Raw genomic sequence first — 20,725 nt, forward strand, 5'->3', positions numbered from 1 at the left:
ATTACCAGGTTACTGATTGACAATGGCGCCAATGTAAATGTAATGCAGCAAGCAGGCAGTACGCCCTTGCATGGTGCAGCACAAAACGGCAATCTGGACATACTGATTATGCTTTTAGAGGCAGGAGCATCTGTAGAAGCCCGTATGGAAGGCGGCAAACTACCTGCCGACCTGGCCCGCGAAAAGGGATTTCAGGAAATTGCCGACATATTAAGCTAAGCACCGGTTAAGATTATGCTGACACCTGTTAAATCAAATCTGTAAGTTTACATGTTATATAATTACAAGAAATAATCTACAAGCATGAAAGCTGAAAAAATGGTGATGCTCACCGGTAAAGAATACCAGGAAATTAAACATAAGCTTGATGAAGGGCAGCCATGCATTTACAACATCGGCTCTGCATCAAAGCCACAGATTATTCATGTGTTAAGCATATACTTAGACACAGACCCCGATTTTACACGTAATACAGGCCAGTTTGCCAAAATACACGACGATAAAGATGTACAGGTAAAAATAGAATACGAAGAGCAAATTTAATCAGCCACCACCGGGCTTACAGATCTGTTACCCGGGTATGTACCCGCTTAACGTAGTTGCGGATATCTAACACAATACCGGCAAAGAAGTAAAATACAAACGGGAAGCCCACGGCCAAAAACGAAGAATAGATAAAGAAAAGCCTTATTTTAGAGATAGATATGTTGAAGCGCTCGCCCAGGTAGGTACAAACACCAAAAGAATAACGCTCGAAAAAGGTCAATATTCGTTGTAACATCCTAAACCAGTTTTAATATCTTATTTCCAACGCTGCATTGCAGACATTTCTTATAATTGCAATAGTTATTTTTAAGCTCAAGCAGTGCCTGCGACTCAAAAGCTGTTTTGGTTTTAACCCCCAGCTCTACAAAGCTACTAATAATTGAGTTGTCTTCGGCCGGTAACTGCTCTAATAAATTCAGGCTGCGGTCAACATATTTATCCTGCTGCAACAGCCTCCCATAACTAAACAAAAATAACGCCAAACTATTAAGCAACAAGTTATTGATAGAACTTAAGCCCATTTCTTTTGACGATGGCTTACTCTCTGCATCAAACCGGTAATGGGTTTCCCAGTAAGGGTTCACTTCTATATCGGTAAATAACCCACGCAGCAACTTCACGTCGCTGATCTCGAGCACCTTAGAGAAAAGATGATTAGACTTACTTATCAAAGCGGCAAACTGAGCCAGCCTAATGGTGGGGAAGTTGAGGGGTCGCAGCCTTAAAAACTTAAACAAGTACTTATCTACCGGTTCAAAGCCATATTTCTTTCTTAAAAACTGGTATTCTTTTTTAAGTTGATTGGGGTAGGTATCCGTAAAATCTTCTTCCAGAAAACCAGCCTGGCCAAATATTAAAGCCTCTATTTGCAGCGCACTATTTTTGTGCTTAGCCAATATTACCTGCGGTAATGATTTTGCCAGCATCTCGAATGGCAGCGAATTAATTTTAAATCCAAAACTTGCTGCCAGGTGCTGATAAAAGGTTTCTTCCCAATCGCCGGTATTTTGCTTTAGCGTTTGGGCTACATAGGCCGACTTCTTTTCTAAACGCTCTACCAATACACGGGTAAGCCAGGTACGCATGGTGAGTTCATCAACCGAATGAATAGCGCTTTCGCAGGGGATGATCTTTTGATCACCGTAAACCAGGTTATGGTAACGGCTATATAATTCGGCAGGGATACGGTGCTCAAGTTCGAGGGTTGGTAACAGGTTACCTTCGGTAGTTTTAACAGGGGCATCATCACGGTAAACTACATGCAGTACCACATTGTCATACGCTTTATCGATTTGATGGTTATGCTTTTGCCAATCGGATGCGGCTACGTGGATCTCTACATTACCGGCCCAAAGGGTATCCCCTATCTTAATGCGCGCCTGCTGAAAATCTGGACCTGCATTAGTATTTTGCATGCCCGGATTAATTACCTCGATCGTTTCGCCAGTGGTGGTTTGCAGCAAGTTCCGGTTATACAACCGGAACTTCCATACGTGGTACAAAAAATCTTCGGTAAAAAGCATTGTCTAAGGGTTGGTATTTACCTGCAATTTACCCCAAATAAACCTAACTACAAAGCCGGACTGGCAATGTATTCTGCCCAAAGTTCATCAAGCGTTTTGCCGGTTTGGTCTTTCCATACACTATCAACATAAGCATGGTCGCGCATTTGCTTGTCCAACACTTTTACAATGCCCTTTTTATGATGGCTTTCTATCCATAATAAAAAACGCGCGGTAATGCGGTAAGCGTTGTCATAGTTAGATCCTGGTTTGTAATCGCCCAAGCTCCATTTAGCTGCTGCATTATTAACGCCAAACTGGTTACGGGCATAATCTGCAATACCCTCGGTTAGCCAGCCAGGCCCATTGCTTTGGCCGTAATCCTGCACAATGTGCATTACTTCGTGGGTAACCACATCAATATCTTCGGGCTTTTTGTGCATCCATTTGCTGCTGATGCGTACATGGGCATTATCCGTTTCGGCAACGCCTGCATAGGCCGTATCGATCATCATAAACACTTCCTTCGCTGTTTTTTTATTGTATTCCTTGGCCAGTTCGGGGTATACCTTAAAAAAAGTGCTGATCAGTTTTTCTTTAACAACCGGATCTAAGTTAGGGTCGTTGTTACTAAAAGTTAATGTATAGCCACCCTTTTTGGTAACCTCGGGTGTTTGTGCAAATGCAGCGCAGCTAAAGGCAACGCAAAACAATAAAAGCAATGTTTTCATAAGCGCAAATTAGGGATTATAAATAATGGCGGCGCTTACCCTTTGTCACTTTTTGGCTAGAAGTTGGTTGATTTACTTTGTATCAGTCCGTCAAAATTCATAATCACTTAAAAATAACTCCTATGTTTGTACCAATATACCACCAGATAGCGTTTACACGCTTATAAATTTATGATTTACACTGATACATTATTTCAGGAAGCCGTACAGTTATTACGGCACTTAATATCAACCCCATCTTTTAGTAAAGAAGAGAACCTTACCGCCAATATAGTTAACGCTTACCTGGAGCAGCACGGTGTTAAAACGCACCGTAAAATGAACAATATATGGGCCTGGAACAAGCATTACGATGCCGCCAAGCCTACCATATTACTCAACTCGCACCACGACACGGTAAAACCTAACACCGGCTATACCCGCGACCCATTTGAAGCAAAAATTGAAGATGGTATACTTTACGGCTTGGGCAGTAATGATGCCGGTGGATGCCTGGTATCGCTTATTGCCACGTTTTTGCACTTTTACGAAAAGGAAAATCTGAAATATAATTTCTGCCTGGCTGCTACTGCCGAAGAAGAAATCTCGGGCGTTAACGGCCTGGAACTCATTATCCCCGACCTGGGCAAGCTGGAGTTTGGTATTGTAGGCGAACCCACCCTGATGCAGTTAGCCATAGCCGAACGCGGCCTGATGGTATTAGATTGTGTAGCCCACGGTAAAGCCGGCCATGCCGCCCGCGAAGAAGGTGATAACGCTATTTACAAAGCTATAAAGGATATCGAGTGGTTCCGCACCTACAAATTCCCTAAAGAATCAGAAGTATTTGGGCCGATCAAGATGTCGGTTACCATTATCAATGCCGGCTCGCAACATAACGTGGTGCCTGCCGAGTGTACTTTTACCGTTGATGTACGGGTTACCGATGCTTACCGTAATGAGGAAGTGTTGGAAATTATCCGCCAGCATGTAACCAGTGATGTGAAGCCGAGATCAATCCGCTTAAAACCATCATCTATAGATAAGAACCACCCTATTGTGCAAGCCGGCATAGCTTTGGGCAGAACTACTTATGGCTCCCCTACCACGTCAGATCAATCATTATTAGATATTCCATCCGTAAAAGTTGGCCCCGGCGATTCGGCCAGGTCACACAGCTCTGATGAGTTTGTTTATGTAGATGAGATCCGTGAAGGGATTGAGTTGTATGTGAAAATGCTGGAGAGCATCTGTTAAGCTCGGGACGAGAATCGGGAATCAGGCATCAAGATAAAAACTACAACCACATTGTCATTCTGAACGGAGTGAAGAATCTTCTTCGATAAGCAGATCGGCTTTGCATGGCGAAGAAGATCCTTCGTTATCGCTCAGGATGACAAAAAGAAAAAAAGGCGCTGTGATTTTTAATCACAGCGCCTTTTTTTCTCGTCTTTATTCCAGATTTTCTTAAGAGAAAAGCTCCTGCCCCTCGGTATAATAAGTCTTCCTCGTACCATCGTTAATCAGGATCTTCTCCCCTTTCGGTGTTTCTTTTTTCTTAGTATGGTGCACCTGCAGAAAATCACGGAACTCCCCGCTGATAATATCCGGCCTGGCTTTTACAATCTCTTTTTCGGCATGGGTTAATACATGGTTAATGGATTTGGCTAGCACTGTAACCTTATCCTCCGGTATTTTATTAGCTACAGAAAATGGCGAGATCCCGGCATCGTAAAAAATCTCATCTGCGTAGGCATTGCCAATGCCGCGGATAAATTTCTGATCGAGCAGCAGGTTTTTAATTACCGTGCGTTTCTTTTGCAACTGTGCGAATAACCACTTAGCGTCCACCGACTCATCCAGCGCGTCTGGCGCATCTTTCTTTGCCGGGTCGAGCGTTGGTGTGGCGGCAGATTGAAAATCTGTTAGCGCCAGGCCTGTGCCATCTGTAAAGTGCAGTTCTACTACCGTGTACTTATTCTCGTTCTTAGCTTCAAACAAAAACAGCTGGCCGTGCAGCATTAAATGAAGCGCCAGGGTATGCTCACCAAAATCGAAGTACAACTCCTTGCCTTCGCGGTAAACCTTCTTCAGCGTTTTATTATGCAAAGCGTGCTGCAGTTCATCAGCAGAAACATTGAGTTTCTTGCTGTGTACGGTAACCGTTTTCAGTTTTTTACCGCCTAATTTTTTATCCAGGTTACGGCTAAATACCTGCAGATCGGGAAGCTCTGGCATAATGCAATTTTAAGCAATAACAGTTACAAACCGTTATTGCTTGGGCAGCACTGCCGAAAATTTATTTTCATAATCTTTTAACTGGTTTTCGAGCCTGGCGTTAAGATCAGTTTGCCTGTATTGTTTGGTTAAAGTGGCCATTGCGTTAATAACCGACACGCCCATCTGGATATCGCGTACGTTTACCGTGTCAGCATTATCCTTCAGTAAGCTGTAATTATAATCCAACTGATCTTTAACATAAGCAGCCACATGGTTAATATATTTATTACCCAGGTTAATATCCTTGAGGTGGTAGGCGCTGTCGGCAATGTAATATTTGTTAGATACCGTATTCATGTCAGGCGTAATGGCCGGCATTACATCATCAAAACAATGCAGCGATTTAAGCGCCATATCGGGGTGACCCTCTTGTGCCAGGTTTTGCGAAAGGTTAATGAAGTTAATCATAATCATATGGTAAAACAACCCTGCCGACTGTTCATCCAAATAACGGGCGTGCTTCATGTTGCCCCATTTGTACTTGGTCATCATGTTATTGTACATCACCAGGGTATTAGTTTTATCAATCTGGTTGTTAGTTGCAGCCAGGTCAGGAACAAACGGGATCATGTGGTAAATAAAACCCTCTTTGTACATATAGGGTTTCATACCCAACATTTCGCCGTCGGGCATACCCATGGTAAAACATATCGGGCGCTTCCAGTCATTATGTGCAATAATATCCATCATGGCCAGGTTACCTTTGGTAAGGTAACTGCCGGGGTATTTCCACTCCATAGTATCGGCCAAACGGTTCTTTTGGTCCGGCGAAACTACGTGGTTGCTAAGTACTTCTGCCTTGTTAACCTTGAGCTTAAAGTTTTTGGTAGGCAGGTAGTTTTCTGTGCTGCCATCCTGATACTCCACCTTGGCGCGGGCATCTTCCGAAGTCACAAAATCAAAAACTTCTTTCAATTCTACCGAATCGGGAATTTTGGCATCATTAAAACGCACCACATCACGTACGCCATCCTTGTATTTATCGTAAGCCATGGTAATGGGCAGCGGGGCAGACTGGTTCATCCTGATCTGCTGCTGATGATGGATATACCAGTCGGCCGCAAACAGGCTTAAATTAACGATGCGTACATCTGGGCGAATGTTTTCTACCTCCTGATCGTACCAAACAGGGTAAGTATCATTATCGCCATAGGTAAACAGAATGGCATTTTTAGGGCACGACATCAGGTAATTATAAGCCATATCATGCGCAGTGGTTTTGGTAGACCGGTCATGATCTTTCCATTCCTGATGTGCCAGTAAGGCAGGTACAGCCAGCAGGCAAATGCCGATAGACAGATATGAAGCCGTGCGTGCGTTCATCTTCTTCATTAAAAAATCGGCAATAGCCAATACCCCGAGGCCTATCCAAATGGCAAAGGCATAAAAAGAGCCAACGTACGAATAATCGCGCTCACGGGGCTGCAGGTTGTATTGGTTTACGTAGAGCACAATGGCAATCCCCATAAAAAAGTACATTACCAGTATCACCATTGCATCTTGTTTACGGCGTTTAAAATGATAAATGGCACCCAATAAACCGATAATCAGCGGCAGGGCATATAATGGGGTATAAGAATTATTGTTTAGTAATGATTGCGGCAGGTGGCGGTTATGATCCAGCCAGCCGGTTGTCCAGTTGCCGTCAACGCCTTTGGTACTATACTGGCCGTCCTGGTCGTTATACCGGCCAGAGAAGTTCCACATAAAATAGCGGAAATACATTTGGTATAACTGCCAGCTAAACATCCAGTTAAGGTTATCGGTAAAAGTTGGCGCTTGCCCATCGGCCAGGTGCAGCCAGTCTTTATAGAACGAAACATCTTTTGGGTCGCTGCTGAAAATACGCGGCGCAATGGTGTTATGGTCGTAGATCAACTCCTGCTTTTTACCAATTTCCTCGTATTTGCTTTTGCCTTTACGATACTGCATAACGCCCTCTTTCTGGTCTATTGCTTTACCATCAAAGTAAGGTCCGTAAAGCAGCGGTGGTGCCAGGTATTGCTCACGGCCAAGGTATTCGCCTAGTTTAAAGGCGTTATCTGGGTGGTAGTTATTTAAATCGGTGTTGGCATGCGCCCGGATGGGGATCATGGTGAATGAACTGTAGCCGAGATACAAAAATGCCAGGCAAACCATGATAAGGTTAAGCATAGGCTTCTGCTTTTTAATGCTGTAGGCAATGCCCCATGCAATACCGCCTATCAGCAATATTAAAAATACCAGGGCACCAGTATTGAATGGCATGCCCATATTGTTTACAGCAAACAGATCAAAATAAGAAGCAAACTTTACGGTGTACTGGATAATACCGAACTGCACCGCAGCCAGCAGCAACACACCTGCAAAAAAGGCGATCAGCGTATTTTTGAAGTTGATATTTTTATGCCTGCGGAAATAATAAACCAGCGTAAGCGCGGGGATAGTTAACAGGTTAAGCAGGTGGATACCTATAGAGAGGCCCATTACATAGGCGATTAAAACCAGGTAACGGTCGGCACCGGGTTCATCAGCATGGGCTTCCCATTTAAGGATGGCCCAGAAAACTACTGCTGTACACAGCATTGCCGGCGAAAACACAATGGTTTCTACCGCCGAGAACCAGAAGGTATCGGTATACGTAAAACCTAGTGCGCCAACCAAACCGGCACCCATAATCATGATGGTTTGTGTGGTGGTTTGTAATTCACCGCGTTTTACCAGCAGCTTTTTAGCCAGTGCGGTAATGGTCCAAAACAAAAACATAATGGCGGCACTGCTGGCCAAGGCAGAGCCTAAGTTGGTAAAATAAGCCACCTTGCTTCTGTCGCCCAATGATAAGAGCGAAAACGCCTTGCCCAACATGGCAAACAAAGGATAACCCGGCTGGTGCGATACCTGCAAACGGTATGCGCAGGAAATAAATTCGCCGCAGTCCCAAAAACTTACAGTGGGTTCTAAAGTTAAAATGTAAGTGAGGGCAGCAACGGTAAAGCAAAGCCAGCCAAACAGGTTATTGATTTTTTGATAGCTCATGAGGTACAGGTATTTAGTTTCAGCACTAATATCCCGCTTAATTTGATGGCCTGTATCTCTCTTAACTTTCGTTTAACATTCTTTAACAATATTTAACTTTTGAGGAGAGCAAGAAATAAGAGGCGAGAGCCGAGAAACAAGCTTCCTTTGCAGCAGTCATTAGGCACTAGTCAAGTAACGAACATTTGAGAATTACGCTAATTCAATAAGCCGGTTTTTTATCTTGGCTCTCGCCTCTTGTTTCTTGCCTCTCTATTTCGATCTTTGCCCCATGGATGGAAAAACCCGAAGTGATATTTATCCCGGCCTGGAGGTAGATATTATATTAAAAAAAGATCAGCGGAGCGGTGCGCGTACCCGTGGTTTTGTAGACAGGCTGCTTACCAGTGCGCCCTACCATACCCGCGGCATTAAAGTGCGTTTAGAAGACGGGCAGGTTGGCCGGGTTATTGAGATATTTGAAGAAGAGTAGTATCCATGGCTTTGAATATCTGATATAAACAGTACTTTTAAACCATGACCAATACTCCTAAAGTCCCGAAACCCCTGCTAAGGCTGGATACCCATTACAGGGTTATCATTTCGCTGGTATTAGCAGCTATTGTATGCTTCAGCGTAGTGCACACGTTATCTGTAGCATCAACCATATTGCTCACCTGGATGACCTTTGCCCTGTGTGCTATTATAATGGACTGGGTAATCATTTTAACAGCACATCCACGCAATTTTAGAAAAGTAGCCACGCTGGAAGACTCCAGCCGGACGATGATATTTATCATTGTGATCGGGGCCTCGTTAGTGAGCTTGTTTGCCATTATATTTTTATTAAAAACAGCCAAAGGAACACCCCATGCCGATGTAACCGGGCATATTTTGCTGGTTATAAGTTCTGTTATCGTATCGTGGATATTAGTACACACCCTTTTTACCCTCCGCTATGCCCATATGTATTACGATACAGATGACGACGATGGTGACGCCAAACCCCTGGGCGGACTCGATTTCCCCAGTGAAAAGAACCCCGATTACCTCGACTTTGTATACTTTGCCTTTGTGATCGGGATGACGTTCCAGGTATCAGATGTGGAGATCTCCGACAGGAAGATCAGGCGACTGGCCTGGATGCATGGCATGATCTCATTTGCTTTTAATACTGCCATTGTAGCGCTGAGTATTAATGTGATTACGGGATTGGTGGAGGGGTAAGTAGCCCCACCTGAATCCTCCTAAAGGAGAGGACTTTTAATAAATAATTAGGAATACACCCCCTAATTCCCTCCAAAAATGGAATTATGATTTATACTATGCAAAAGCCAGATAGCCTCATATTCGACATGGACGGAACCCTTTGGGATGCCGTTGATACCTATGCCCAGTCGTGGAACAATGTTTTTCAGGATATGGGGATTGACATTGTGGTTGAGCGCGATAACCTGGCCCGTATGGTGGGTTGGGAAGGCAAAAAAGTGATCAAAGAACTAATGCCCGACTTTGACGACGAAAAACGCCAACAGATTTATGCCACCGTAAATGCGGGCCGCCACAGCCTTATTGCAACTATGGGCGGCACCCTGTATGATGGCGTACGCGAAGGTTTGCATCAACTAGCTACCAAATATGATCTGTTTATACTGAGTAATTGCGCCAAAGGCATTATCCGGTCCTTTATTGATTGGGCAGGGATTGATGAGCATATTAAAGATGAGTTTGCCTATGGTGTAAACTACATGCCCAAAAACCATAATATCAAATTACTGGCAGAGAAACACGGCCTCAAAAACCCGGTTTACATTGGCGATACCCTCGGCGATGGCGAGCAGAGCCGTATTGCGGGGATACCGTTTGTGTTTGTAAGCTATGGCTTTGGAGAGACGGATGATTATGACATGAAGTTTGATAACTTCAGAGATCTGACTGAGTACTTTATGGGGTTGGAGTAAAAGCTTGCATACATCCCTACTTGGGGAGAGGGGTGCGGTTGCCCGCGTAGTGGCAGGGAGGGGTCATTTCGAGTACTAACCATTTGTAGATAACCCTCCCTGCCATTTCAGCACAAGCCATTTCACCCCTCCCGAGGGAGGGATTCTTTTAAGCGACAATTACTTTGTCAACTCGCTAATCGCTTGTTGTATCTTATCAAAACCAAAGTTCTGCAACATCTTATCCATATTGGCAACAATATGCTCGTTACCTAAGTTACCAATGCTGCCTTCGTGAGTATGATTAACTTCTTTGGCCGGGTTAAAATCACCTTTTTCTATCGCTAAGCCAACTTGTTTGTACGCATCGCGAAATGGCGTGCCATTTAATACCAGGCGGTTCACTTCTTCTACACTAAACAGGTAGGTATATTTAGGGTCTTCAAGTATGTTAGTTTTTACGGTAATATGCTGCAGCATAAAGGTTGCCATTTGCAGGCATTGCTTCAGCTCGGCAAAAGCGGGGAATAATAGCTCTTTCAGCAATTGTAACTCGCGGTGATAGCCCGATGGCAGGTTGGTAGTCATCATAGCTACATCGTTTGGCAAAGCCTGAATACGGTTGCAGCGGCCGCGCATAATTTCCCAAACATCGGGGTTCTTTTTGTGCGGCATAATGCTCGAACCAGTGGTAAGGTTCTCCGGATAGCTGATAAAGGCAAAGTTCTGGCTCAGGTATAGTGCCTGGTCCATAGCCATACGGCCAACGGTTGCGGCAATGGCAGATAAAGCCTGGGCAATAATCCTTTCGGTTTTACCTCGGCCCATTTGCGCGTAAACTACGTTATAATTCAGATCGTCAAATCCCAGTAATTGGGTGGTCATGGTGCGGTTAAGCGGGAACGACGAGCCGTAACCCGCAGCAGAACCCAGCGGGTTTTTATTGGTGATATTCCAGGCGGCACGTACCAGTTCCAGGTCATCGGTCAGGCTTTCGGCATAAGCGCCAAACCACAGGCCGAATGATGACGGCATGGCCACCTGTAAATGGGTATAACCCGGTAACAACACATCTTTATGTTGTTCGCTTAGTTCAATCAATTGGCGAAACAGGGTATCGGTTTCTTCAACCACCTGCTGTAATTCACTTCGGAAGAATAGCTTCAAATCAACCAAAACCTGGTCGTTACGTGAGCGGCCACTGTGGATCTTTTTACCGGCCTCGCCAATGCGGCGGGTTAGCAACAGTTCTATCTGCGAATGCACATCTTCTACATCGGCCTCTATAGCAAAATCACCGGCCTCAATCTGGCGATAAATGGCTTTCAGTTCTTTCTGAATTACGTCCAGATCTTCACTGCTCAGCAAATCGATAGTTTCCAGCATTTTGGTGTGTGCCAATGAACCCAGCACATCAAAAGCTGCCATTTGATTATCCAGTTCGCGGTCTTTTCCCACCGTAAACTGATCTACCAATTGGTTACTATCCGTTTCTTTTTGCCATAGTTTGCTCATGCTGCAAAGATGAATAAAAAAGGGGAAAAAGAGAATCAAGAATCGAGAGACAAGAATCAAGACAGCCTCCAATTTGTCTTTACGAGCAACAGCGACGAAATCCCTCAACTACGCAAGGCGAATAAGCAATAGCGACGAAATTGCCATATCGTATCTCCTAAATCACGATGAGGACAAGGACTTTAAAACAAAGTGGGACTATTCTCAATAAACTTAGGCCGCATAATATTTAACCCAAGCTCTGCATTCAGCTTCTTAACTGTATAATCAGCCAGTTCGGGCGAGTAACGCTCATCGTGCTGGTGCATAAAGAACCAGAGCGATTGCAAACCTTCGTCGGCCCATTGTTTAATGCGTTTTACCCAGTCGTCAATGCGTTTGTAATCTGTAGGGTCGAGGCTGTTACCCACAAAGCGGATAAAGGCATGCGGCGTGGGCAAATTCATGTGCACACAATCGCGGCGGCCCGATGCATCTGTTATTACGGCCCCCATGTTCAGATCGTGCAACAGTTTAAATATATCGTTTTCCTGGCCCGTGGTGTTAAACCATTCTTTGTGGCGCACTTCTACAAAAACGGGTACATCGTGCGGTAAGTGTTCCAGATAGGCTTTTAATTCGGGGTAACTTTTTGGGGTAAAATTATCGCTCAGCTGCAAAAACAATGGCCCCAATTTATCGCCGAAGGCCATAATACCGTTGTAAAACTGCGTCGTAATTTCTTCCGCATTTTTTAGCCTGCGGATGTGGCTGATACTCTGCGAAAACTTGGGGCAAAATTTAAAATCGGGGTTCGCCTTTGCCTTTTCGGCCCACTTGCCAATTGTATCGGGGCCGTAAACCTGGTAAAAGGTAGCGTTCAATTCTATCGAGTCGAAATGCTTTACATACTCATCTAAAAAGTTGGCTTCTTTGGTCTTTAGCGGATAAATCTGGCCCACCCATTCCTTACGCCCCCACTTGGCGCAACCCATGTGTACTTCGAGTTTACCTTTGCCTTTTGCAGCCTTTAACACACTGGTTGTTAATGCAGTATCAGGCGGTAAAGAGAAGTCTATATCTTTTAATATTGAGGGGTCAACCCGGCCAAATTCCATAGTTTATTTTTTTGTTGAAGATAGTTTTTTGCCGGCAAATCTATCGCGCTTTTACCCGGCTCCACAACTAACCGCAAGCCTGTAGTTTTTGTTTTTTTTCAGTTTTCTCCAATCCAGTTGTCACGAGGCACTTTTTCCTGTGTCTCTTTTTCTGAATCTCACAAAACATCACAAGCTATAACCTATGAAAAACACTTTACTCACTTGTATCCTGCTGTGCCTGGTCACGGCCCTGCATGCGCAAACGGCTGCGCCCAAAGGCCCGGGCAGCATTAAAGGTATTGTTATCGATTCGGCCAAAAATGCACCGCTTGGCTTTGCCACCATAGCCGTTATTGATGCAGAAACCAAGCAACCGGTAAAAAGCACACTCACTAAAGATAACGGCTCGTTCGAGTTAAGTTCACTGCCTTTAAAACCATACCTGCTCAACGTAATATCTGTAGGCTACAGCACCAAAACCGTAGCCGTTAATAACCTTAAAGCCGACCAGCCAAGCACAGATTTAGGCAAGATCATACTGGCACCGTCCAGCTCGCAACTTAACGAGGTGAAAGTAACCGCACCCAAACCACTGGTAAAACAAGAGATTGATCGCCTAAGCTACGATGTGCAAGCCGACCCAGACAGCAAAGCCCAGACTGCTATGGATATGCTGCGTAAAGTGCCGCTAATTTCTGTGGATGGTGATGATAATATACAGCTGCAGGGCAGCGGCAGTTATAAGATTTTTATCAACGGCAAGCCTTCGCAAATGCTGGCCAACAACCCAAAAGATATTTTGAAGGCTATGCCAGCAAGCAACATTTTAAAAATTGAGGTAATTACTACCCCGCCTGCAAAATACGATGCAGAAGGTTTGGCGGGGATTATCAACATTATCACCAATAAAACAGCTGATGATGGTTACAACGGCAACGTTACTGCGCGATACAATTCGCCATGGGGGCCAAACCTTAATCTTACAGGCACCCTTAAACAAGGCAAGTTTGGGGTTTCGGGGTATGTGGGCGGGGGCTTCAGGCCCTGGGTTACTTATCAATCGGCAAACGAAAGGCAAACATTTGCCCCGGTTACAGATTTTTCGCAATCAGGCAGTAATAAAACGAAGGGTAAATATGGTTACAGCTCTGTTGAATTAAGTTATGAAATAGATACCCTAAACCTTTTAACAGCATCTGCAGAATATGATAAAGGGCGCTTTGATCAAACGCTGGATCGGTTTACCCAGTTTACCAGTGAAGACCCAACTTCCTTACCGCAATCATACCGCTTGTTAAACAATGGCGGATACGGCTGGGATGAAACCGATTTGGGTTTAAATTATCAGCTCGGTTTTAAACGCAGCAAACAGCAATTGCTTACGGCCTCGTACCAATACACCTATTATTCGAACGATAACAATAGTGACATTAGTTCTGTAGACCGGGTAAATTATAACAATCCAGATAATAATCAGCTAAACAAAGCCGGGACCCGGCAACACACCTTACAGCTTGATTATGTGCATCCCCTTAAACAATTAACCATCGAGGCTGGCGCTAAAGCCATTTTCAGAAATAATTTTAGCCAATCAAACGTAGAAAACCTGACCAGCGTTAACGGTCAGGATATTTTTGTGGAAGACCCAACCCTGAGCAACGATTTTAATTACCACCAAAACGTTTACAGTTTGTATAACTCCTACACTTACAAAGCCGGGGCCTGGACTTTTAAGGGCGGCGCACGGATGGAGCATACACACGTAGATGCCAATTTTATTACCAACGGCAGTAATCTTAACATGGATTACACCAATGTAATTCCATCGATATCTGTTATGCGTACGCTTAAAAATAACCAGAGCCTTACATTTGGTTTCACCAACAGGCTGGAGCGCCCGGGTATCTGGCAGCTGAATCCTTTTATTGACAGATCAAATCCGCAGATCATCAACACAGGTAACCCAAACCTTCGCCCGGTGCTAAGCCATTTAACAGAGCTTACCTACACCCGCTCTGGCATAGGTAACATTAGCGCCAAGCTAAGTTATATGTACACCAATAACAGCATCATCAACGTTACCAGGTTAATAGCTGACACCCTTACCGAAACTACTTACGACAATGTGGGCCAAAATAAAATTGCCCGTTTAAATTTGAATGGTAGCTACCCCTTTACCAAAAAGCTGAATGCTAATATTAACACCGGTTTGTTTTACGTTTGGATTAAAGGAACTTACAACGGCCAGTTTTACAGTAACAAAGGCCCACGTACCAATACCTATGTAAATGTCACTTACAAACCCGGCGATGACTGGACTATTGGCGCCGGCTATGGTTATAACCGAAGGTATATTTTATTGCAGGGTAGCAATAACGATTATATGTACTCGTCTATAACCTTAAGCAAGGTAGTATTCAACAAAAAACTGACCATTACCGGGGTAGTTAATAACCCAACTCAAAAGCTATTTACATTTAAGCAGTACACTTCAACACCCGACTTTTATCAAAGCAATACCAATTACCAGATTTACCGCACCTTTAGTTTCAGCCTTAACTATAAATTTGGCAAACTAAGCAGCGAGATTAAAAAGAACCAGCGCAGCATCAATAACGATGATGTAAGCAAGCAGTAATTAAGATATAAAAGCAAAAGAGCCGCTTCTGTAATTGGAACGGCTCTTTTGCTTTTATTTTCTTTCGAACTGATACAGCGTAACGCTCTTGAAGGTTTTTCCGGGCTCTAACAAGGTGGATGGGAAAGCCGGTTGATTAGGCGAATCGGGATAGTGCTGGGTTTCGAGACAAAACGCCGTACGGAAATCATCCGGGTGGCCGCCTTTCATTTTGAAAGCCCCCTTCATAAAGTTACCGGTGTAAAACTGCACACCAGGCTGAGTGGTAAATACTTTCATTACCAGGCCGCTTTGGTCGCCAATTACGGTGGCAGCCGGCACCTGCGTGTTGTGGCTGTTCAATACATAATTATGGTCGTAACCGTGGCCAAACTTAATTTGCTCGTTATCGCTTTCAATACCATCGCCAATAGGCAAAGGGGCTCTAAAATCAAACGGCGTGCCTTTTACGGTTTCTACCTTGCCAACAGGTATCAGGTTTTTATTAACCGGGGTATAGTTATCGGCATTAATTTGCATAATGTGTTTAAGTACCGTACCTGTACCATGGCCGTTTAAATTAAAATAAGCGTGGTTGGTTAAGTTAATTACAGTTGGTTTATCAGTTTTAGCCTCGTAGTTAATCTCCAGGCTATTGTAACGGGTAACAGTATAAGTAACCTTTACCTCCAGGTTACCGGGGAAGCCTTCTTCCATATCTGCCGAGTGATAAGTAAGCTCTAATGTATGTTCATTAGGCTGCACGGCATCCCAAACTTTAGAGTCGAAACCTACCTTACCGCCATGCAGCGTGTTAGGTGCATTGTTAATGAACATGCTATACTCTTTGCCATCAATTTTAAATTTACCGTTGGCAATACGGTTCCCATAGCGCCCAATTAACGCCCCATAGTAATTACCTGCGGCTTCCTGGTAGCCTTTCAGGTTATCAAAACCTGCAATAACATCTATCATTTTACCACTCTGGCTCTTTACCAGCAGGCTTACTACCCGGCCGCCATAATTGGTAATAGCAGCTTGCATGCCGTTTTTACCTTTTAAATAAAACAGTTTTACCTGTTTACCATCAATAGTTTGTTCGAAGCCCGAAGTTGCGGGCAGCATTTTGCTTGTAGCAATAGTATCTGTCATTGTAAGGTTATTTTTAGCTGTATTATTAGTGCAGGATGATAAAATACCGGCCGAAAAGGCCAGCACAGCCATACATTTTATTTTGAGGCTCAATAATTGCATATCGTTGTGAAGTTTAAGATGATGAAACTATAGGTTTTGATTTTAGTTTCCAAGTTTTGTATATTATTATAAAGTCTTCTTAAAATGAGGTAAAAAAGCTGCCATATTTTCAATAAATACAAATGCTTAATAGAAACTTCATATTGTATGCGTTAATTTGCACTTAAATAAAAATGACCCGTAAAAAAATAAAGAAAAGAAAGTTTGCGCTGCTGCTCATTGTTATTACCATGTTTTTTGCCGCCTATGCACACCATAAGTTTGGCAACCAACCGGTAACCATGGGCCGCCTGCAAGATAAACTAATGGATGAAACATCTGGCATGGCTGCTTCGGCTATTAATCCGGATATTTTTTATGTACATAATGATAGCGGAGATACAAGCCGCTTTTTTGCCATTAATGCCGAAGGTAAGTTAAAGGCTACCTATTATTATCACGGTATGGCAGGTGGTAAGTTTGGTGTTTGGGATTGTGAAGATATAGCAGTTGGCCCCGGGCCGGCTAAAAACAAAAGCTACATTTATCTGGGCGACATTGGCGATAATGGCGCAACTCATAAAAATAGCACTATATACCGTTTCAACGAGCCTAAAATAACGGCTAAAGACAGTGTGAGTAATATCAATGCCGCCGTTTTGTACTTAAAATATCCTGATGGCCCCCGCGATGCTGAGACTTTAATGGTAGACCCGCTTGAGAAACTGTTATACATTGTTTCTAAAAGGCAGGATTCTGTAACGGTTTACACCACACCGCTTTTATTCAAAAACGGCGATACGGTAACACTGACCAAGCAATGCCGGTTATATTTTAAGGGGTTACGGCCGCTGAGATGGATTACCGCCGGAGATATATCTGCCGATGGCAAACAGATACTACTTAAAAGCTACGTAAATGTTTACTACTGGCAGCGCCAGCCTGGAGAAACTGTATGGCAAGCCATGTTACGCAAACCCAAAGAACTACCATACGAACAGGAACACCAGGGCGAAGCTATTGCATTTACCCGCGATGGTAAAGCATACCTCACTACCAGCGAGGGGGTTTATGCCCCTATCTACAAGTATTTTATCCCGGCCAATTAATTAGTAGTTATTCTGCTTTTTCGATAATTTCTTCCCAATAAACGGTTTCCATAAATATACCATTGTCAGACGCTACCTTATCCCTTATTTTATCCAATTCCTGCTTTAACTTATCGGGCTCGCTTACACTACTAACTGAATAGTAATAAAGCGTGTTACCTGTTTTGCTGTTAATATATTTGAAGTGCCTGGTGTTATTTGCCATTGTACTGAAAATTAATAATAATGTTGCTTATACATAATATAAAAAAATGCAGTTTTGTTATTGTAATCTTTATTAGCGTAAATTATTAAGCACAAATTATGTACAAAAAAACTTTAACCACATCAATACTAGTATTTGGCTGTGTATTGGTATCATTAGCTTTTGTTGCCGGCCTCGATGGTAAATGGGTTGGCCAGGTAAACATGAGCGGCAACCCACTGGCATTAACCTATACTTTTAAGGTTGACGGCGATAAACTAACCGGTGTAGCCGAATCTCCTTATGGCCCATCAGCAATAGAGAATGGTAAATTTAAAGGTGATTCTGTTTCGTTTACCACTAACGTAAGCGGCTACGAAATCCCCCAGTCGGGTAAATTTTATAAAGATTCTGTATCACTTGATATTGAAGTACAGGGTTCAAAATTACATACTGTGCTGGTAAGAGCTAAGTAATTCGAAGAGAGGCAAGAATTTTGTCGCCCAATCATTTTTACCCTCCCCTTACAACACTTCATGCCTCAGTCCTTATCTTCGCACAAACAAAAAAATACCGTTATGAAGGTTGAAATATGGTCTGATGTGATGTGTCCGTTTTGCTACATCGGCAAAAGGAGATTTGAACATGCACTTGCACAGTTTGAGCACCGCGACGACATTGAGATAGAATGGAAAAGTTTCCAGCTTAACCCGCTGATGAAAACCAACCCCAACATCAGCATACATGATTACCTGGCCGAAGCCAAAGGCTGGCAACCCGAGTATGCGCGCCAGATGAACAACCAGGTTACAGAAATGGCGGCTGAAGTTGGCCTTACCTACAACATGGACCAGGCCGTGGTTGCCAACAGTTTTGATGCGCATCGCTTTTCGCACTATGCCAAATTAAACGGCTTAGGTATTGAAGCAGAAGAACAATTATTCCGCGCTTATTTTACCGACGGTAAAAACATTGCCGACCATGATACCCTTGCCGAACTAGGCAGCAACCTGGGTTTAAACCCCCAAAATATTAAAGAAATATTAGCCACAGATGCTTACTCAAATGAGGTACAATATGACCTGCGCGAAGCACAGGAATTAGGTATTAGCGGTGTTCCATTTTTTGTGCTGGATCAAAAATATGCAGTATCAGGCGCACAGCCCGAAGCCGTATTTTTAGATGCCCTGCAAAAAGCCTACAGCGACCATCAGCCCGAAATTATAGCCGACAGCACAGATAACAGCTGTGATGTTGATGGTAATAATTGCTAAGCAGAACCAAGAATATTAAACAAGAAAGCCGTCCGGATAATTACTCCGGACGGCTTTACTTTTATGCAGGAATCTGATATTAAAACTCAAACTCGTTTGATGGCATACCGATTGGTGCGCCAGGTGGCATATCTAATGGCTCGGCAGGTTGGAATTTCTCCGGGTTTTTCTGAAACTCATTAATCTGCGAAAGCGCAAAGTAAATAGCCGCTTTTTGTTTCGGTGATGCGCTTACCAGTTGGCTTGCCATCCAGGTTGATAGCTCGCTGATTTTCAGCAGTGCCTCTCCCCTAACGTTTTCGCCGGCATGGGTGTTGGCCGCTAATTGTAACAGGTATTTAATAGTAAGGTTGTTAACCAGTATATGCAGTTCGCCTTTGTAGCCGGGTTCAATCGGGGCTTTCCATGTTTGGGCAAGCAGTTTATCAACCAATGGCATAAAGCCGGGTTGTTTGCTATCTCGGGCCTGGTACTCAATTAAACGGGCAGCACGTTCTGCATCTAACAGGTAACCCAAAGAGGTACTTGCTGCACTCTCTGCAGCGCCAAGCGGGTCGAACGTTACGCCGGTATGGCCACCAAATGTTTCTACAGTTGATGGATACCCTACCGGGCGCGGTGGAATTTTAGCGATCAAAGCCTCGGGCAAAGCTAAGGCATCAGGGGTAATGGTTGATAATAAACCATCGATAGAACGCCACTGCTCAGCTGGGTCAACCATTTTGGTTACCACTTCGCCATCATTTTTAAGGGCGTAGGTAAAATACAGGCCGCCGATAGAGTTTGATACCGCTTCGATCTGGTAACGGTGCAGCAGGTACATCGGCACCAAAACCTCTTCTAAAGTAGCCATAGGCGCATCCTGACGGATCGCTTTTTCTGAGAAATTATCTAAAATATGTCTACGGATAGTCATCAGTTTAGTCAGCTGATCTACGGCATTAGGGCCTTCATCCCACTGGTGCGCCAACGGATGTACACCGCCGCCAATATCGGGGATAAAGATATGCCCCTGCGCCAGGGTTTCTTTCATGATCTTGTCCAAAGCTTCATTTTCATCAGTTCCTTTAGGGAAATCTGAGTAGCCCCAGGTAATGGCACGTTTATCCCAGGTACCAATACCTTTGGCGTAAGCGTCTGATACATCAATGCTGCCATCTGCCTTCATGCTAAAGCGCGGGAAAGGATAATCCATTACCGAAGCCCTGTCATGCGTGCTGCTGGTATAGTTGTGGTACAAGCCGAGGGTATGCCCTATCTCATGTGCAGATAGCTGGCGAATGCGCGCCAGGGCCAGTTGTTCCATTTGTTTTGGTATCGGCTTGCCATCGATATAAGGCTGTAATAAACCTTCTGCAAGCAGGTAATCCTGGCGGTGGCGGTCTGAGCCCAGCGTTACTTCGCCTTTCAGAATCTCACCAGTACGTGGGTCGATGTATGACATACCATAAGAGAATGCCCTTTGAGGGCTGCCCGAGCGGTTAACCCAATTTACCACGTTATAGCGCATATCCATCGGGTCGGCACCTTCGGGAAGTTCTTTAACAATGAAGGCATTTTTATAACCTGCTGCCTCGAAAGCCTGGTTCCACCATGATCCACCTTCAATCAGGGCTTTTTTAATCAGCTCTGGCGCACCACGGTCTATATAGTAAACTATCGGTTCTACCGGCTCGCTCATGGCGGCACCCGGGTTCTTTTTTTCTAAACGGTGACGGGCTGTAAAACGTTTCATCAGCGGC

The 20,725-nt window shown here is 44.1% G+C and carries 20 protein-coding genes; 10 read left to right on the top strand and 10 right to left on the bottom strand.

Annotated elements, in window-relative coordinates:
- Both RG47T_RS26775 and RG47T_RS15250 read left to right on the top strand, forming a co-directional pair.
- The coding region (locus RG47T_RS26775) for an ankyrin repeat domain-containing protein (RefSeq protein WP_253187526.1) at positions 1-219 on the top strand (219 nt) is incomplete at its 5' end.
- 84 nt (positions 220-303) lie between these two features.
- Positions 304-543 carry a hypothetical protein gene (locus RG47T_RS15250; RefSeq protein WP_074490270.1) on the top strand — a complete coding sequence of 80 codons (240 nt, stop codon included), beginning with the start codon at positions 304-306 and terminating at the stop codon, positions 541-543.
- 16 nt (positions 544-559) lie between these two features.
- Here the strand turns inward: RG47T_RS15250 and RG47T_RS15255 are convergent, their stop codons facing one another.
- From RG47T_RS15255 to RG47T_RS15265, 3 genes are read right to left on the bottom strand one after another with little or no spacing between them, the layout of a single operon-like run.
- A complete protein-coding gene (locus RG47T_RS15255; protein WP_074490271.1) occupies positions 560-781 on the bottom strand; it encodes a PspC domain-containing protein in 222 nt (73 codons plus the stop codon).
- A gap of 1 nt (position 782) precedes the next feature.
- Positions 783-2,069, bottom strand: coding sequence for a DUF2851 family protein (locus tag RG47T_RS15260; RefSeq protein ID WP_074490272.1), 1,287 nt, complete (start codon positions 2,067-2,069; stop codon positions 783-785).
- 47 nt (positions 2,070-2,116) lie between these two features.
- Positions 2,117-2,779: a basic secretory protein-like protein gene (locus RG47T_RS15265; RefSeq protein WP_074490273.1), complete on the bottom strand. Its 663-nt coding sequence runs from the start codon at positions 2,777-2,779 to the stop codon at positions 2,117-2,119.
- 171 nt (positions 2,780-2,950) lie between these two features.
- On the opposite strand from RG47T_RS15265, the gene RG47T_RS15270 reads away from it, so the two are divergent.
- A complete protein-coding gene (locus tag RG47T_RS15270; protein WP_074490274.1) occupies positions 2,951-4,015 on the top strand; it encodes a M20 family metallo-hydrolase in 1,065 nt (354 codons plus the stop codon).
- A gap of 210 nt (positions 4,016-4,225) precedes the next feature.
- On the opposite strand, the gene RG47T_RS15275 is transcribed toward RG47T_RS15270, so the two are convergent.
- Together RG47T_RS15275 and RG47T_RS15280 are read right to left on the bottom strand one after the other, a co-directional pair.
- On the bottom strand, positions 4,226-4,996 hold the full coding sequence (locus RG47T_RS15275; protein WP_074490275.1) for a DNA-formamidopyrimidine glycosylase family protein: 771 nt from the start codon (positions 4,994-4,996) through the stop codon (positions 4,226-4,228).
- 33 nt (positions 4,997-5,029) lie between these two features.
- Positions 5,030-8,053 carry a glycosyltransferase family 117 protein gene (locus tag RG47T_RS15280; protein ID WP_074490276.1) on the bottom strand — a complete coding sequence of 1,008 codons (3,024 nt, stop codon included), beginning with the start codon at positions 8,051-8,053 and terminating at the stop codon, positions 5,030-5,032.
- A 271-nt stretch (positions 8,054-8,324) separates the two neighbouring features.
- Between RG47T_RS15280 and RG47T_RS15285 the strand changes: the two genes are divergently transcribed.
- From RG47T_RS15285 to RG47T_RS15295, 3 genes are all read left to right on the top strand, one after another.
- Positions 8,325-8,525: a YwbE family protein gene (locus RG47T_RS15285; RefSeq protein WP_074490277.1), complete on the top strand. Its 201-nt coding sequence runs from the start codon at positions 8,325-8,327 to the stop codon at positions 8,523-8,525.
- A 44-nt stretch (positions 8,526-8,569) separates the two neighbouring features.
- A complete protein-coding gene (locus RG47T_RS15290; protein ID WP_074490278.1) occupies positions 8,570-9,259 on the top strand; it encodes a DUF1345 domain-containing protein in 690 nt (229 codons plus the stop codon).
- Positions 9,260-9,357: 98 nt separating this feature from the next.
- The gene (locus RG47T_RS15295) at positions 9,358-9,993 is read left to right on the top strand and encodes an HAD family hydrolase (RefSeq protein ID WP_074490279.1); all 636 of its coding nucleotides are present in this window, start codon (positions 9,358-9,360) and stop codon (positions 9,991-9,993) included.
- A gap of 159 nt (positions 9,994-10,152) precedes the next feature.
- Here RG47T_RS15295 and argH read toward each other — a convergent pair whose 3' ends face one another.
- Together argH and RG47T_RS15305 are read right to left on the bottom strand one after the other, a co-directional pair.
- Positions 10,153-11,487: an argininosuccinate lyase gene (gene argH / locus RG47T_RS15300; protein ID WP_074490280.1), complete on the bottom strand. Its 1,335-nt coding sequence runs from the start codon at positions 11,485-11,487 to the stop codon at positions 10,153-10,155.
- Positions 11,488-11,669: 182 nt separating this feature from the next.
- On the bottom strand, positions 11,670-12,584 hold the full coding sequence (locus tag RG47T_RS15305) for a DUF72 domain-containing protein (protein WP_074490281.1): 915 nt from the start codon (positions 12,582-12,584) through the stop codon (positions 11,670-11,672).
- Between the two features lie 184 nt (positions 12,585-12,768).
- Here RG47T_RS15305 and RG47T_RS15310 point away from each other — a divergent pair, with 184 nt between their 5' ends.
- Positions 12,769-15,204, top strand: a complete 2,436-nt coding sequence (locus tag RG47T_RS15310; RefSeq protein ID WP_074490282.1) for a TonB-dependent receptor — start codon at positions 12,769-12,771, stop codon at positions 15,202-15,204.
- Between the two features lie 54 nt (positions 15,205-15,258).
- Here the strand turns inward: RG47T_RS15310 and RG47T_RS15315 are convergent, their stop codons facing one another.
- A complete protein-coding gene (locus RG47T_RS15315; protein WP_083627425.1) occupies positions 15,259-16,437 on the bottom strand; it encodes an aldose epimerase family protein in 1,179 nt (392 codons plus the stop codon).
- 173 nt (positions 16,438-16,610) lie between these two features.
- On the opposite strand from RG47T_RS15315, the gene RG47T_RS15320 reads away from it, so the two are divergent.
- Positions 16,611-17,525, top strand: a complete 915-nt coding sequence (locus tag RG47T_RS15320) for a hypothetical protein (RefSeq protein WP_074490284.1) — start codon at positions 16,611-16,613, stop codon at positions 17,523-17,525.
- Between the two features lie 7 nt (positions 17,526-17,532).
- Here the strand turns inward: RG47T_RS15320 and RG47T_RS15325 are convergent, their stop codons facing one another.
- The gene (locus RG47T_RS15325; protein WP_074490285.1) at positions 17,533-17,730 is read right to left on the bottom strand and encodes a hypothetical protein; all 198 of its coding nucleotides are present in this window, start codon (positions 17,728-17,730) and stop codon (positions 17,533-17,535) included.
- A 98-nt stretch (positions 17,731-17,828) separates the two neighbouring features.
- On the opposite strand from RG47T_RS15325, the gene RG47T_RS15330 reads away from it, so the two are divergent.
- Both RG47T_RS15330 and RG47T_RS15335 read left to right on the top strand, forming a co-directional pair.
- The gene (locus tag RG47T_RS15330; RefSeq protein ID WP_074490286.1) at positions 17,829-18,185 is read left to right on the top strand and encodes a hypothetical protein; all 357 of its coding nucleotides are present in this window, start codon (positions 17,829-17,831) and stop codon (positions 18,183-18,185) included.
- A 102-nt stretch (positions 18,186-18,287) separates the two neighbouring features.
- Entirely contained in the window at positions 18,288-18,983 is a 696-nt protein-coding gene (locus tag RG47T_RS15335; protein ID WP_074493488.1) for a DsbA family oxidoreductase, read from the top strand.
- 79 nt (positions 18,984-19,062) lie between these two features.
- Here the strand turns inward: RG47T_RS15335 and RG47T_RS26780 are convergent.
- A partial coding sequence (locus RG47T_RS26780) for a zinc-dependent metalloprotease (RefSeq protein WP_253187527.1) occupies positions 19,063-20,725 on the bottom strand: 1,663 nt, incomplete at its 5' end.

This window comes from Mucilaginibacter polytrichastri (assembly GCF_001911425.1).
Lineage (GTDB): Bacteria > Bacteroidota > Bacteroidia > Sphingobacteriales > Sphingobacteriaceae > Mucilaginibacter > Mucilaginibacter polytrichastri.